The 14,163-nt window shown below is 55.7% G+C and carries 23 protein-coding genes; all 23 read left to right on the top strand.

Annotated features, from left to right (window positions below; genetic code table 11):
* Positions 1-115 precede the first annotated feature (115 nt).
* The 23 genes from fusA (at position 116) to rplO (ending at position 14,012) form a co-directional block, all read left to right on the top strand.
* Entirely contained in the window at positions 116-2,245 is a 2,130-nt protein-coding gene (gene fusA / locus GRI35_RS11420; protein WP_160614277.1) for an elongation factor G, read from the top strand.
* Between the two features lie 91 nt (positions 2,246-2,336).
* Positions 2,337-3,527: an elongation factor Tu gene (gene tuf, locus GRI35_RS11415; protein ID WP_160614276.1), complete on the top strand. Its 1,191-nt coding sequence runs from the start codon at positions 2,337-2,339 to the stop codon at positions 3,525-3,527.
* A gap of 256 nt (positions 3,528-3,783) precedes the next feature.
* The gene (rpsJ, locus tag GRI35_RS11410; protein WP_061924928.1) at positions 3,784-4,095 is read left to right on the top strand and encodes a 30S ribosomal protein S10; all 312 of its coding nucleotides are present in this window, start codon (positions 3,784-3,786) and stop codon (positions 4,093-4,095) included.
* A 189-nt stretch (positions 4,096-4,284) separates the two neighbouring features.
* Positions 4,285-5,178, top strand: a complete 894-nt coding sequence (gene rplC / locus GRI35_RS11405) for a 50S ribosomal protein L3 (RefSeq protein WP_160614275.1) — start codon at positions 4,285-4,287, stop codon at positions 5,176-5,178.
* A 2-nt stretch (positions 5,179-5,180) separates the two neighbouring features.
* Positions 5,181-5,807 carry a 50S ribosomal protein L4 gene (gene rplD, locus GRI35_RS11400; RefSeq protein ID WP_160614274.1) on the top strand — a complete coding sequence of 209 codons (627 nt, stop codon included), beginning with the start codon at positions 5,181-5,183 and terminating at the stop codon, positions 5,805-5,807.
* Positions 5,800-6,111: a 50S ribosomal protein L23 gene (locus tag GRI35_RS11395; protein ID WP_160614273.1), complete on the top strand. Its 312-nt coding sequence runs from the start codon at positions 5,800-5,802 to the stop codon at positions 6,109-6,111. Before rplD ends, GRI35_RS11395 begins: the two co-directional genes overlap by 8 nt.
* A gap of 11 nt (positions 6,112-6,122) precedes the next feature.
* Positions 6,123-6,959, top strand: coding sequence for a 50S ribosomal protein L2 (gene rplB, locus GRI35_RS11390; protein WP_160614272.1), 837 nt, complete (start codon positions 6,123-6,125; stop codon positions 6,957-6,959).
* Positions 6,960-6,964: 5 nt separating this feature from the next.
* Positions 6,965-7,240, top strand: a complete 276-nt coding sequence (rpsS, locus tag GRI35_RS11385) for a 30S ribosomal protein S19 (protein WP_160614271.1) — start codon at positions 6,965-6,967, stop codon at positions 7,238-7,240.
* Complete coding sequence (gene rplV, locus GRI35_RS11380; protein WP_160614270.1) at positions 7,240-7,623, top strand: 50S ribosomal protein L22; 384 nt, start codon at positions 7,240-7,242, stop codon at positions 7,621-7,623. Before rpsS ends, rplV begins: the two co-directional genes overlap by 1 nt.
* Before the next feature lies 1 nt (position 7,624).
* Positions 7,625-8,320: a 30S ribosomal protein S3 gene (gene rpsC, locus GRI35_RS11375; protein WP_160614269.1), complete on the top strand. Its 696-nt coding sequence runs from the start codon at positions 7,625-7,627 to the stop codon at positions 8,318-8,320.
* A gap of 35 nt (positions 8,321-8,355) precedes the next feature.
* Positions 8,356-8,787, top strand: a complete 432-nt coding sequence (gene rplP / locus GRI35_RS11370) for a 50S ribosomal protein L16 (protein ID WP_160614268.1) — start codon at positions 8,356-8,358, stop codon at positions 8,785-8,787.
* A gap of 2 nt (positions 8,788-8,789) precedes the next feature.
* Positions 8,790-9,005: a 50S ribosomal protein L29 gene (gene rpmC, locus GRI35_RS11365; RefSeq protein WP_160614267.1), complete on the top strand. Its 216-nt coding sequence runs from the start codon at positions 8,790-8,792 to the stop codon at positions 9,003-9,005.
* A 10-nt stretch (positions 9,006-9,015) separates the two neighbouring features.
* Positions 9,016-9,315, top strand: coding sequence for a 30S ribosomal protein S17 (rpsQ, locus tag GRI35_RS11360; protein WP_160614266.1), 300 nt, complete (start codon positions 9,016-9,018; stop codon positions 9,313-9,315).
* 60 nt (positions 9,316-9,375) lie between these two features.
* The gene (gene rplN, locus GRI35_RS11355; protein ID WP_160614265.1) at positions 9,376-9,744 is read left to right on the top strand and encodes a 50S ribosomal protein L14; all 369 of its coding nucleotides are present in this window, start codon (positions 9,376-9,378) and stop codon (positions 9,742-9,744) included.
* Positions 9,744-10,064, top strand: coding sequence for a 50S ribosomal protein L24 (gene rplX, locus GRI35_RS11350; RefSeq protein ID WP_160614264.1), 321 nt, complete (start codon positions 9,744-9,746; stop codon positions 10,062-10,064). Before rplN ends, rplX begins: the two co-directional genes overlap by 1 nt.
* Positions 10,057-10,638 (top strand): 50S ribosomal protein L5, encoded by a 582-nt coding sequence (rplE, locus tag GRI35_RS11345; RefSeq protein ID WP_160614263.1) that lies wholly within the window; start codon positions 10,057-10,059, stop codon positions 10,636-10,638. Before rplX ends, rplE begins: the two co-directional genes overlap by 8 nt.
* 41 nt (positions 10,639-10,679) lie before the next feature.
* On the top strand, positions 10,680-10,985 hold the full coding sequence (rpsN, locus tag GRI35_RS11340) for a 30S ribosomal protein S14 (protein WP_160614262.1): 306 nt from the start codon (positions 10,680-10,682) through the stop codon (positions 10,983-10,985).
* 11 nt (positions 10,986-10,996) lie between these two features.
* Positions 10,997-11,392 (top strand): 30S ribosomal protein S8, encoded by a 396-nt coding sequence (rpsH, locus tag GRI35_RS11335; RefSeq protein WP_160614261.1) that lies wholly within the window; start codon positions 10,997-10,999, stop codon positions 11,390-11,392.
* The gene (gene rplF, locus GRI35_RS11330) at positions 11,392-11,925 is read left to right on the top strand and encodes a 50S ribosomal protein L6 (RefSeq protein ID WP_160614260.1); all 534 of its coding nucleotides are present in this window, start codon (positions 11,392-11,394) and stop codon (positions 11,923-11,925) included. Before rpsH ends, rplF begins: the two co-directional genes overlap by 1 nt.
* Position 11,926: 1 nt before the next feature.
* A complete protein-coding gene (gene rplR / locus GRI35_RS11325) occupies positions 11,927-12,271 on the top strand; it encodes a 50S ribosomal protein L18 (RefSeq protein WP_160614259.1) in 345 nt (114 codons plus the stop codon).
* Between the two features lie 2 nt (positions 12,272-12,273).
* Positions 12,274-13,170 (top strand): 30S ribosomal protein S5, encoded by an 897-nt coding sequence (rpsE, locus tag GRI35_RS13845; RefSeq protein WP_235900200.1) that lies wholly within the window; start codon positions 12,274-12,276, stop codon positions 13,168-13,170.
* Between the two features lie 5 nt (positions 13,171-13,175).
* The gene (gene rpmD, locus GRI35_RS11315) at positions 13,176-13,361 is read left to right on the top strand and encodes a 50S ribosomal protein L30 (RefSeq protein WP_160614258.1); all 186 of its coding nucleotides are present in this window, start codon (positions 13,176-13,178) and stop codon (positions 13,359-13,361) included.
* 87 nt (positions 13,362-13,448) lie between these two features.
* Positions 13,449-14,012, top strand: a complete 564-nt coding sequence (rplO, locus tag GRI35_RS11310) for a 50S ribosomal protein L15 (RefSeq protein ID WP_160614257.1) — start codon at positions 13,449-13,451, stop codon at positions 14,010-14,012.
* Positions 14,013-14,163: the final 151 nt, after the last annotated feature.

Genomic DNA, 14,163 nt, shown 5'->3' with positions numbered 1-14,163 from the left:
GTGCAGGAATTGCCGTAGCCCTGCTCGTGAGCAACGTTTTTACGCAGTAAAATAGTCACTATATGGGGATGATGGCGCATCGGGCGTCTCTCCCCTGCAAATCGAGGAATTTCCCATGGCACGTAGCCATCCGTTAGATAAGTACCGCAATATCGGGATTATGGCGCATATCGACGCCGGTAAGACCACGACTACAGAGCGGATTCTTTACTACACCGGTAAATCCTACAAAATCGGCGAAGTGCATGATGGCGCGGCGACGATGGACTGGATGGAGCAAGAGCAAGAGCGCGGCATCACGATTACGTCTGCTGCGACGACCTGTTTCTGGAATCCCGAAGATCCGACAATGGATCCCAAAGGCGATCCGAAAGAGCTTCGCAAAACTCCTGAGCACCGGATCAACATCATCGACACTCCCGGCCACGTTGACTTCACCATCGAAGTCGAGCGTTCGCTGCGTGTGCTTGACGGCGCGGTAGCGTGTTTTGACGGCGTTGCCGGCGTTGAGCCGCAGTCCGAGACTGTTTGGCGCCAGGCCGACAAGTACAAAGTTCCGCGGATGTGCTTCATCAACAAGCTCGACCGGACCGGCGCTGACTTCAAATATTGCGTGCAGTCGATTATCGACCGTCTCGGTTCGAAGCCGGCTGTGCTGTATTTGCCGATCGGTATCGAAGCCAGCCTCACCGGCCTCGTCGATCTGGTGAACCAGCGTTCGATCACATGGAAGAACGAAGATCTGGGCGCCGAATATGTCTATGGCGATATTCCTGAAGATATGGCTGACGAAGCGGCGCAGTATCGTGAAGAGCTGATCGAGCTTGCTGTTGAGCAAGATGACGACGTGATGGAGGCCTATCTTGAAGGTAACGAGCCTGACGCGGCGACGCTGAAGGCGCTGATCCGCAAGGGTACGCTGAACCAGAGCTTCGTTCCTGTGCTGTGCGGTTCTGCGTTTAAGAACAAAGGCGTTCAGCCCCTGCTCGACGCGGTTGTCGACTATATGCCGAGCCCGCTTGACGTTCCTGCGATCAAGGGCGTTCTGCCTGACTCGGAAGAGGAAGATTCACGCCCATCGAGCGACGACGCGCCGTTTTCGGCTCTCGCGTTTAAAGTGATGAACGATCCGTTTGTTGGCTCGCTGACTTTTACCCGCATATACTCCGGCAAGCTGGAGAAGGGCGCTGTTCTGAACTCTGTGAAGGACAAGAAGGAAAAGATCGGCCGTATCCTCGAAATGCACTCTAATGACCGTAAGGACATCGAAGAAGCATTTGCGGGCGATATCGTTGCGCTGGCTGGCATGAAAGCGACCACTACGGGTGATACGCTGTGCGATCCTGCGAAGCCGATCATTCTCGAGCGGATGGAGTTCCCGGATCCGGTTATCGAACTCAGCGTTGAGCCGAAGACCAAGGCCGACCAGGAAAAGATGGGCGTTGCGCTCAACCGTCTTGCGGCTGAAGATCCGTCATTCCGCGTCAGCACCGACCACGAAAGTGGTCAGACGATCATCAAGGGCATGGGTGAACTTCACCTCGACATCCTGGTTGACCGTATGAAGCGCGAATTCAAAGTCGAAGCTAACGTTGGTGCGCCTCAGGTTGCTTACCGTGAATCGCTCGGTCGTTCGATCGACGTTGACTACACGCATAAGAAGCAGTCGGGTGGTACCGGTCAATTCGCGCGTGCCAAAGCGACGTTCACCCCGGGTGAACGCGGTCAAGGCATCGTGTTCGAGGACAGCATCAAAGGCGGTAACATTCCGAAGGAATACATCCCGTCGCTGGAAAAGGGCATTCGTGAGCAGGCTGAAAGCGGCTATATGATCGGCTTCCCGATTATCGATTTCACGATCCACGTAACGGACGGCGCGTATCACGATGTCGACTCCTCGACCGTGGCTTTCGAAATTTGCGGTCGCGGTGCGATGCGCGAAGCTGCGGAGCGTGGCGGCATCAAGCTGCTCGAGCCAGTGATGAAGGTTGAAGTCGTTACCCCCGAGGACTATCTCGGCGACGTAATCGGCGATCTCAACTCGCGTCGTGGCCAAATCCAAGGCACCGATACACGCGGTAACGCACAGGCAGTCGATGCCTTCGTGCCTCTGGCCAACATGTTCGGCTACGTGAATGAACTGCGTTCGTTCAGCCAAGGCCGTGCAAACTACTCCATGCAGTTCTCTCATTATGAGGAAGTGCCGGCAGCAGTTGCACTCGAAGTTAAGGAGAAGCTTGCCTAAGGCGAGCGATGCGTTTAGGGGCGGCGCCTGTTTACACGGGTGCCGCTGATTCCCGTATTCTGTTAAGTTAAAACACTAGAGGTTATTGAAAATGGCGAAGGAAAAATTCGAGCGGAACAAGCCGCACTGCAACATCGGCACCATCGGTCACGTTGACCATGGTAAAACGACGTTGACTGCGGCGATCACCAAGGTGATGGCAGAGGCCAATGGCGGTGCTGCTGTTGATTTCGCTAACATCGATAAAGCTCCTGAAGAGCGTGAGCGTGGTATCACGATTTCGACGGCTCACGTTGAGTACGAAACCGAAGCACGCCACTACGCGCACGTCGACTGCCCAGGCCACGCTGACTATGTCAAGAACATGATCACCGGTGCTGCGCAAATGGACGGTGCTATTCTGGTTGTGAACGCAGCTGACGGTCCAATGCCACAGACTCGCGAGCACATCCTGCTTGCACGTCAGGTCGGCGTTCCTGCGCTGGTCGTTTACATGAACAAGGTTGACCAGGTCGACGACGAGGAAATCCTCGAACTCGTTGAAATGGAAGTGCGTGAACTGCTTTCGAGCTACGATTTTGACGGCGACAACATCGCGATTGTTAAGGGTTCGGCTTTGGCTGCTCTTGAAGGTCGTGACGATGAAATCGGCAAAAACTCGATCATCGAACTGATGAACGCTGTCGACGAGCATATCCCGCAGCCAGAGCGTCCGGTTGACAAAGATTTCCTGATGCCGATCGAAGACGTATTCTCGATCTCTGGTCGTGGTACTGTTGTTACCGGCCGTGTTGAAACCGGCGTTGTAAACGTTGGCGACGAAGTTGAAATCGTTGGTATCCGTGACACTGGCAAGACCACTGTTACCGGTGTTGAAATGTTCCGTAAGCTGCTTGATCGCGGCGAAGCTGGCGACAATATCGGCGCACTGGTTCGCGGCGTTGGCCGTGAAGACGTTGAGCGCGGTCAAGTTCTGGCGAAACCAGGTTCGGTTAACCCGCACACTGAATTCTCGGCAGAAGTTTACGTCCTTTCCAAGGACGAGGGTGGTCGTCACACACCATTCTTCGCGAACTACCGTCCGCAGTTCTACTTCCGCACCACCGACGTTACCGGTGAAGTGATCCTTCCTGAGGGCACGGAAATGGTAATGCCAGGCGACAACGTGACTATCGACGTTAAGTTGATTGCACCAATCGCCATGGACCAAGGTCTCCGCTTCGCGATCCGCGAAGGTGGCCGCACCGTTGGTTCGGGTGTTGTTGGCACTATTAAGGCCTAATTCGGTCAAACAGAAACACGCCCGGCGGCCTTTGCCCTGCCGGGCGTTTTTCTTTGCAGCCCAAGTCCGAAACTGCGGCGCGAATTTGCGTTACAGGGGTTGCAACGTAGAGGGTTCCCCCATATAGGACCTCTCAACGAACGAGATTCGTCTCACATTCGGAAAAGTTTTGATCAGTGGCCCTGCTCTCCCTCGGAGACGGGAGAGGGCGGATCGCTGACTTTTGTTATTTGCTCTTTCTCATTGGTAGTTGGACATGGAAGCCCAGAATATTCGCATTCGCCTGAAGGCGTTTGATCACCGCGTACTTGACCAGGCAACTGGTGAAATCGCAGAAACTGCCCGCCGTACTGGCGCGCTCATTCGTGGCCCCATTCCGATGCCGACGAGAATTGAAAAGTTCACCGTGAACCGCGGTCCGCACATCGATAAGAAGTCGCGCGAGCAGTTCGAGGTACGTACTTACAAGCGGTTGCTCGATATCGTGCAGCCAAACGCCCAGACCGTAGACGCGCTGATGAAGCTTGATCTTGCGGCTGGCGTAAATGTCGAGATCAAGCTCGCTTGATTTTGACAGCTTTGGCTAAGGTCAAAGCGAAGACATAGGAATACCGCCGGATATATCCGGGTCTGCGTTCCCCGTCTCGCAATCCCAATCAATTGGGTGCGCACTCAGCCCGGACGGGGCGATGCATCACAAAATGGGCTGGCAAGCACTCGGAATGGTCCGTGTGCCTCTGTGTTAGGAGTTTTGACGATGCGCACTGGCGTTATCGCAAGAAAAGTCGGGATGACCCGCCTGTTTCAGGAGGATGGACGTCACGTTCCCGTGACCGTTCTTTCCCTGGATGATTGCCAAGTTATTTCTCACCGCACCGACGCAAAAGACGGGTATATTGCCCTTCAGGTCGGTTCTGGTGAAGCCAAGCAAAAGAACGTTGCCAAGCCGCAGCGTGAGCATTTCGCGAAAGCCGGTGTTCCGCTGAAGCGTAAGGTTGCTGAATTCCGTCTCGACAGTGAAGAAGCTCTTCTTCCTGTTGGTGCGCGCATTTCGGCCGAGCACTTCCTTGCTGGCCAAAAAGTCGACATCACCGGTCACACGCAGGGTAAAGGCTTCGCCGGCGCCATGAAGCGTTGGGGCTTCGGTGGTCTTCGTGCGACACACGGTGTTTCGATCTCTCACCGTTCGCACGGTTCGACGGGTAACCGTCAGGATCCGGGCCGGGTGTTTAAGGGTAAGAAAATGGCGGGCCATATGGGCGACCGTCAGCGTACCCAGCAAAACCTTGAAATCGTTCGCACCGATCCCGAGCGCGGTCTTTTGTTTGTTAAGGGTTCTGTTCCGGGTCACAAAAACACATGGCTTGTTGTTCGCGACTCCGTGAAGCTGAAAATGCCGGAAAATCTTCCGTTCCCCGGCGTTATGCGCCGCAACGAAGATGAATTCGCAAGTGAAGAGGCGACTCCCGGTTTGGTCGAGAGTGCTGCCGAGCACGAAGTTAACACAGACGTTTCTGCCGAGCAGCAGGCTGAGTTGCTGAAAGAGCAAGACGCTGGCGTCGATACGGCCGTAACCGAAGCGCACAACGAGACCTCTAAAGCCGATCAGGCTTTGGATGGCAGTGCCAAATCTGACAGCAAGGAGTCCTGATCGTGAAGGTCAAGGTCCAGAAAATTGACGGCGGTAAGGCTACCGGCGACGTGACCCTCGACAAAGCCGTTTTCGGCGTCGAGCCACGCGCTGACATCCTGCACCGTGTCGTCACATGGCAGCTCGAAAACCGTCGCGGCACTGCCCGTGCGGCGCAAGAGCGTTCCGATGTGAACCGCACAGGTAAGAAGCACGGTAAGCAAAAGGGTGGCGGCGTTGCTCGTCACGGTGCTCGTTCCGCTCCGATCTTCATCGGTGGTGGTAAGGCGCACGGCCCACGTAAGCGTGATTTCAACCAGTCGCTGAACAAGAAGATTCGCGCACTTGGCCTGAAAATGGCTCTGTCGAGCAAGGCAAAAGACGGTCTGATGATCGTCGATAGTCTGAAGCTCAAAGACGCCAAGACACAGGCTCTGCAGGCGAACTTCTCGAAGGCTGGCCTGAATGGCAAAGTTCTCGTGATTGACGGTGAAACCGTTGATGACGGCTTCCGTAAGGCAGCTGGCAATCTTCCCGGTGTCAATGTGATGCCGGCGCAGGGTGCCAACGTCTATGACATTCTCAACCACGACACGCTGATCCTGACCACGGACGCGGTCGAAAAGCTGGAGGCGCGCTTCAATGGCTAAGAAGCAAGAAATAGACGCGCGTCACTACGACGTTGTGCTTTCTCCTCACATTACCGAGAAGTCGACTTTGCTGTCTGAGAATGACGCAGTTGTCTTCAAGGTAGCGAAGGGCGCGACCAAGCCTGAAATCAAAGAAGCTGTCGAAGCTATCTATGATTGCAAGGTGAAGGGCGTGAACACGCTTGTCCAAAAGGGCAAAGTGAAGCGCTGGAAGGGCCGTCCCTACAAGCGTAGCGACTTCAAAAAAGCAATTGTGACGTTGGTTGAGGGTTCTGAACCCATCGACTTCACTGGCACGATCTGAGGGCAAGACTGATGGCACTCAAGAGTTATAAACCAACAAGCCCCGCTCGGCGTGGCCTTATTCTCGTCGACAAGTCGGGCCTGTATAAAGGCAAGCCCGTCAAGTCGCTGACCGAAGGCAAGCGCAAGACCGGTGGCCGGAACAACAAAGGTCATGTCACTTCGCGTGGCATCGGCGGTGGGCACAAGCAGAAGTATCGCTTTATCGACTTCAAACGTCGTAAATGGGATATGGAAGCGACTGTCGAGCGGATCGAATATGATCCCAACCGGACAGCCTTCATCGCCCTGCTGAAATATACAGATGGCGAGCAATCCTACATCATCTGCCCGCAGCGTCTTGCCGTAGGTGACACAGTCATCGCTGGCGAGAAAACGGATACAAAGCCTGGCAACGCCATGCTTTTGGGTCAGATGCCGGTCGGCACCATTTGCCACAATGTGGAAATGAAGCCGGGTAAGGGCGGTCAGCTTGCTCGCTCAGCCGGTACATACGTTCAGCTGGTCGGCCGTGATCGCGGCATGGTCATGGTTCGTTTGAACTCCGGCGAGCAGCGCTACCTGCGTTCCGATTGCATGGGTACGGTTGGCGCGGTTTCTAACCCCGACAACCAGAACCAGAACCTCGGTAAGGCCGGTCGTCGCCGCTGGATGGGCATCAAGCCGCTGACACGCGGTGTCGCAAAGAACCCTGTCGATCACCCGCATGGTGGTGGTGAAGGCCGTACTTCGGGTGGTCGTCACCCGGTTACGCCTTGGGGTAAGCCGACTAAGGGTGCCCGCACTCGTAAGAACAAGCAGACGGATAAAATGATCATCCGTTCGCGTCACGCCAAGAAGAAGAGGTAACCGAGATGGCTCGCTCCGTCTGGAAAGGTCCGTTCGTAGACCTCCACCTGCTGAAAAAGGCAGAAGATGCGCAGGAAAATGGCAACAACAAGCCGATCAAAACTTGGTCGCGCCGTTCCACAGTCCTGCCGCAATTCGTTGGCCTGACGTTCAACGTCTATAATGGTCAGAAGTTTATTCCGGTGTCCGTTAGTGAGGACATGGTTGGTCACAAGCTTGGCGAATTTTCGCCAACGCGTACCTTCCCTGGCCACGCTTCCGACAAGAAGGGTAAGCGCTAATGGGTAAGGCAAAAACTCCACGCCGCGTTGGCGATAACGAGGCTTTGGCTGTCGGCACGCAAATTCGCGGTTCGGCTCAGAAGCTCAACCTCGTTGCTGCGCTGATCCGCGGCAAGAAGGTTGAAGATGCTCTGAACATCCTCGCCTTCTCGCGCAAGCAGATGGCCAAGGACACGACCAAGGTTCTGGCATCGGCGATTGCAAATGCGGAAAACAATCACAACCTCGACGTCGACTCTCTGATCGTATCAGAAGCCAGCGTCGGCAAGTCGATTACGATGAAGCGCTTCCACACACGTGGTCGCGGTAAATCTACCCGCATCCTGAAGCCATTCAGCCGCCTGCGCATTGTCGTTCGCGAGCACGAAGAAGAGGAAGCGTAAGATGGGTCAGAAGAGTAATCCGATCGGCCTGCGCCTGCAGATCAACCGCACTTGGGATAGCCGCTGGTACGCCGAAGGGCGTGACTATGCTCAGCTTCTCAAAGAAGACATCGAGATGCGCAAATTCATCGTCGATAGCCTGCCGCAAGCAGCTATTTCGAAGGTGGTTATCGAGCGTCCGGCCAAACTGTGCCGCGTTTCGATTTATGCAGCCCGCCCCGGTGTGATCATCGGCAAGAAGGGTGCAGACATCGAGAAGCTGCGCGCCAAGCTCGCAAGCATGACCGAGAGCGAAGTGAAGCTGAACATCGTCGAAATCCGCAAGCCGGAAGTCGATGCGAAGCTTGTCGCTCAAGGTATTGCCGACCAGCTGCTGCGCCGTATTGCTTTCCGCCGTGCGATGAAACGCGCGATGCAATCTGCAATGCGCCTGGGTGCCGAAGGCATCAAGATCGTTTGCGGTGGCCGTCTTGGCGGTGCTGAAATCGCCCGTGTCGAGCAGTACCGCGAAGGCCGCGTTCCGCTGCACACGCTGCGGGCGAATATCGACTACGCCGAAACCGAAGCGCTCACTGCCTACGGTATCATCGGTATCAAGGTTTGGGTCTTCAAAGGTGAGATCCTCGGCCATGATCCAACCGCTCAAGACCGACTGATGATGGAAGCGCAAACTTCCGGCGTGCGCCCTGCACGATAATGGCGTCTCGCTGATAGGATTCGAGAGAAAGCATAATGCTACAACCGAAAAAACATAAATACCGCAAGGCTTTCAAAGGCCGGATTAAGGGCGACGCCAAAGGTGGCACTGTCCTGAATTTCGGTTCTTACGGCCTCAAGGCTCTTGAGCCTGAGCGTATTACTGCACGCCAGATCGAAGCTGCGCGTCGTGCGATTACACGTCACATGAAACGTCAAGGACGTCTCTGGATCCGTGTATTCCCCGATGTTCCAGTGTCGAAGAAGCCTGCCGAAGTCCGTCAGGGTAAAGGTAAAGGCTCGGTCGAATATTGGGCAGCACGGGTTAAGCCCGGCCGCATCCTGTTCGAACTGGACGGTGTTCCCGGCCCATTGGCAGCAGCCGCTTTCGAGCGTGCGGCCATGAAGCTTCCGATTAAAACCAAAGTTGTTGCCCGTCTGGGTGACACTTCGCACCTGGAGGGTTGATCATGAGCAAGATCGAAGATCTCCGCACCAAGACCGACGACCAGCTTTCGGCTGATCTGACGGAATTGAAGCGCGAGCAGTATAATCTGCGTTTCCAGGCAGCGACCAACCAGCTTGAGCGTCCTGCGCGGATCAAAGAAGTCCGTCGCGAGATCGCCCAGATCAAGACCCTGCAGACCGAGCGCCAAAGTGCTTCGGCCTCAGCGGCCAAGGCGTAAGGGGTACACGATGCCGAAACGTATTCTGACCGGGACCGTCACCTCCGACAAGACCGACAAAACTGTGACCGTGAAGGTCGAGCGCAAAGTGAAGCACCCGCTCTACGGGAAAATCATGCGTCGTTCGAAGAAGTATCACGCTCACGACGAAAAGAACGCTTTCAAAATGGGCGATACCGTCCGGATTGAAGAGACCAAGCCGATCTCCAAGACCAAGACTTGGAAAGTGATCGAGACGGTCAAGGCGAGCAAAGGTGTCGCTGTTGAAGCTGACATCGAAGTCGAAGCTGCTGCCGGCAGCACGACGTAAGACGTATTTTTGGAACTGTCAGACTGGTTCTGGCAAGCCGATTGAGAAGGAACTGAATCCATGATTCAGATGCAATCTAACCTAGACGTCGCGGATAATAGCGGCGCGAAGCGCGTCCAGTGCATTAAAGTGCTGGGCGGGTCTAAGCGTCGTACTGCGAGCGTCGGCGACGTTATCGTCGTATCCGTGAAGGAAGCGCAGCCCCGCGCGAAAGTCAAAAAGGGTGACGTTCACCGCGCGGTGATCGTGCGCACTCGTAAGGACGTTCGCCGTCCCGACGGTAGTGTGATCCGTTTTGACGGCAACGCAGCTGTTCTTGTGAACAAGAGCGAAGAGCCAATCGGCACGCGTATCTTTGGCCCCGTTGTGCGCGAACTTCGCGGCCGCGGGTTCATGAAGATCATCTCGCTCGCACCGGAGGTAATCTGATGCCAGCAGCTAAGATCAAGAAGGGCGACAGCGTAGTCGTACTCTCGGGCAAGGATAAGGGCCGCACCGGCACTGTCCAGAAGGTCATGCCGAAAGACGGCAAGGTCATCGTCGAGGGTATCAATATCGCTGCCCGTCACCGCAAGCCCAGCCAGGAAAACCCGCAGGGTGGTATCGATCGCTTCGAAGCGCCGATGCACCTTTCGAAAGTTGCCGTGGCTGATCCCAAGGATGGCAAGCCAACCCGCGTCCGTTTCGAAGAGAAGGACGGCAAGAAGGTTCGCATTGCTGTGAAATCCGGAGAGACAATCGATGGCTGATTATACTCCTCGCATGAAGCAGCGCTATGACGATGTGATCGTCAAAGCGATGACTGAAAAGTTCGGTTACAAGAACGCTCTTGAAGTTCCGAAGCTGACCAAAGTCACACTCAATATGGGTGTTGGCGAAGCCAGCCAGGACAAAAAGAAAGTTGCGACCGCAGCTGAAGAAATGGCGCTGATCGCTGGTCAAAAACCGGTTATCACCAAAGCCAAGAAGTCGATCGCCCAGTTCAAGCTGCGCGAAGGCATGCCGATTGGTTGCAAGGTCACTTTGCGCAAAGAACGCATGTTCGAATTCGTTGACCGTCTGGTGACTGTTGCAATGCCCCGCATTCGTGACTTTCGCGGCCTGAACCCCAAATCGTTCGATGGCCGTGGTAATTACGCGATGGGCCTTAAGGAACAGATCGTCTTTCCCGAAATCTCGTACGACAAGATCGAGACTGTTCGCGGCATGGACATCATCGTGACGACCACTGCAAAAACCGATGAAGAAGCACGCGAATTGCTGCGTCTGTTCGGTTTCCCGTTCCCTGCAGAAGTGCAGGCTGATGAAAAGGCTGCGGCGTGAGCCCGGCCCTAGGTAAGATTTGAGAAAGAGAGCTTAAGTCCATGGCGAAACTGAGTTCCATCAACAAGAATGAGCGTCGCAAGAAGCTCGTCAAGAAGTACGCGGCGAAATACGCGAAGCTGAAGGCGATTGCCTCCGACAAGTCGCTCGACGAGAGTGAGCGTATGATCGCTCGCCTCCAGATGGCTGAAATCCCGCGGAACGGTAACCCCACACGGGTCCGTAACCGCTGTGCAACAACCGGCCGCCCACGCGGCTATTACCGGAAGTTCGGACTTAACCGTATCGAGCTGCGGAACCTTGCCAATCGCGGCATGATTCCCGGTGTTACGAAGTCCAGCTGGTAAGGATCTGACAGATGGCTATGACCGATCCATTGGGTGATATGCTCACCCGCATCCGCAACGGACAGCGCGCGAAGAAGGACTCTGTTCTTTCGCCTGCGTCCAAGCTGCGTGCAAACGTTCTCGAAGTGCTTCAGCGCGAAGGCTACATCCGTGGCTATTCCGACGATACTTCGGGTGCGCATCCCGCATTGCGGATTGAACTGAAATATTTCGAGGGCGAGCCTGCGATTAAGCATGTCGCCCGCGTTTCCAAGCCTGGCCGCCGCGTCTATTCGGGTTCGAAAGAACTTCCGGTCGTACGCAACGGTCTGGGCATCACCATCGTCTCGACACCTCGCGGTGTGCTTTCGGACAACGAAGCACGCAATGAAAATGTCGGCGGCGAAGTGCTTGCGGAGGTCTTCTGATGAGCCGCATTGGTAAGAAAGCTGTAGCGATCCCGGGCGGCGTAACTGCCAGCATCGAGGGCGACACGCTGAGCGTGAAGGGGCCGAAAGGCACTCTCTCGATGGGCTTGTCGGATCACATCAGCTACAAAGTTGAAGGTGACGAGATTCAGGTTAACCCTGCGAACGACACCAAGATTGCTCGGTCCTTCTGGGGCATGCACCGGACATTGGTTTCCAACCTCGTCGAAGGTGTGACTGAAGGTTTCAGCAAGACGCTCGAAATTTCCGGCGTTGGTTATCGTGCTGCATCGAAGGGCAAGACCCTGAACCTGCAACTCGGCTTCAGCCACGATGTCGATATCGACATTCCTGAAGGTCTCGAAGTCAAAACACCGGATCAGACAACCGTGATTATCAGCGGAATGGACAAGCAGGCCGTTGGTCAGCTCGCCGCAGAAATCCGCCAATGGCGCAAGCCCGAGCCTTACAAGGGCAAGGGTATCAAGTACCAAGGCGAATACGTCTTCCGTAAGGAAGGGAAGAAGAAGTAAGATGGCTAAACTATCTCTCTTTGAACGCCGCCGTCGCCGTGTCCGCACGGCTCTGCGCAACCGCGCTGGCGATCGTCCCCGTTTGTCGGTGCACCGCACTGGCCGGCATCTCTATGCCCAGATCATCGACGACAAAGAAGGCCGCACGCTTGCAGCCGCTTCGACGCTCGGTGCTAAGAAATCGGGTGCGAATGTTGATGCTGCCGTATCGGTTGGCAAAGATATCGCCGCTGCTGCCAAAAAGGCCGGCGTAACCACTGTCGTGTTCGATCGCGGCGGTTTCCTGTTCCATGGCCGCGTGAAAGCGCTGGCCGATGCCGCCCGTGAAGGCGGGCTGGAGTTCTGATCATGGCTGACGATAAGAAACCTGACGACGCCCCAAAAGATTCCGGGGTTGAGGAAACCAAGGCAGAAGAAACAAAAGCTGCTCCTAAAGCTGCAAAGGCTGAGGAAAAAGCTCCTGCGAAGGCTGAAGCTGCTGCTGAAGAAGCCCCCAAGGCTGACACGGCTCCCGAGGCGAAAGCTGAAGAAGTTGCAACGCCCGTTGCCGACGCACCGCCTGCTCCGACCGAGCAAGCACCTGCTGACGCTTCGCCGGCCCCTCGTGGTCGCGGTGGCCGCGGCGGTAACAACCGCGGCGGAAACCAAGGCGGCGGCGGACGTGGCCGCGGTGGCCGTGACAATCGTCGCGGTGGCCGGGACGAGCCTGATGATGGCATTGCCGAGAAGCTGGTCCACATCAACCGCGTTTCGAAGACGGTTAAGGGCGGTAAACGCTTCGGTTTCGCAGCACTTGTCGTCGTTGGCGACGGTGCAGGGCGCGTAGGCTTCGGTAAGGGTAAGGCACGCGAAGTGCCTGAGGCCATTACCAAGGCTACTGCAGCTGCGAAAAAGAACATGATCCGTGTCGCGCTGAAAGAAGGCCGTACGCTTCACCATGACGCCAAGGGCCGCTTCGGCGCTGGTAAGGTGGTTGTACGCACAGCACCTCCGGGTACCGGCATCATCGCTGGTGGTCCGATGCGCGCTGTCTTCGAAAGCCTGGGCGTTGCGGACGTTGTGACCAAGTCCAACGGTACGTCGAACCCATACAACATGATCCGCGCTACATTTGATGCGCTGGCTAATCAGACTTCACCAAAGTCGGTTGCTCAGCGTCGTGGTAAGAAGGTTGCAGACCTTCTCGGCCGCGGTGGCGCCAGCGAAGCAGAGGCTGAAGCCGACGCTGCAGCTGTAGCGGAGTAAGATAAATGGCTGGAAAGAAAACCATTAAGCTCAAGCAGATCGGTTCGCCGATCCGCCGTGACGAGAAGCAGCGCAAGATCCTGATCGGTCTTGGTCTGAACAAGATGCATAAGGTCGTCGAGCGTCAGGATACTCCTGAAGTTCGCGGCGCGGTTGCCAAACTGCCGCACATGGTTGCGATAGTTGACTGAATTCGGTGGCCCGGTCTTCGTACCGGGCCACTTCCTATTAGCGCGAACCCTGTAACGGGGCTTTGAAAGCGAAAGCGAGTGCACATAATGAAACTTAACGAACTCAGAGATAATCCCGGCGCCCGTAAAGTGCGCACCCGTGTTGGCCGTGGTATCGGTTCCGGCAAGGGTAAGACGGCTGCGCGCGGTCAAAAGGGTCAGAAAAGCCGTTCGGGCGTTTCGATCAAGGGCTTCGAAGGCGGCCAGATGCCGCTTCACATGCGGATTCCGAAGCGTGGTTTCAACAACCCGTTCGGTATGGACTACGCTGAAGTTAACATCGGCATGATCCAGAAATTCATCGACGAAAAGAAACTTGATGCCAAGAAAGACATCGATCACGCTGCGCTGAAAGCTGCTGGTCTCGCCAAGGGCGGAAAAGACGGTGTTCGTCTGCTCGGCAAAGGCGAAATCAAAGCCAAAGCGAAGTTGATCGTCCACGGCGCATCCAAAGGTGCTGTTGCTGCGGTCGAAAAAGCTGGCGGTTCGGTAGAAGTTCTTCCGAAGCCGAAGCACGATGGCGGCCAGGGCGACAAAGCCCCCAAAGGCAAAGCCTTCGAGCGTGCAGCTGCTGAAAAAGCCGCTGGCAAAGATGGCAAAAAAGCCAAATAATCCGGTTAAATTACATTGATTGGGGAGCAAGGGGTTCGACATTGGGTACCTTGCTCCCTATGTATCCTGCTCAAACCGGTTCCTCGTGTTGGGGGCCTCCAAGCGGAGGCGTATTATTGAGCAGCCGGAGCATGATTAGGATTTAAGTTTC

Source organism: Pontixanthobacter aestiaquae (assembly GCF_009827455.1).
Lineage (GTDB): Bacteria > Pseudomonadota > Alphaproteobacteria > Sphingomonadales > Sphingomonadaceae > Pontixanthobacter > Pontixanthobacter aestiaquae.
This window is presented reverse-complemented; position numbering and strand designations above follow the sequence as displayed.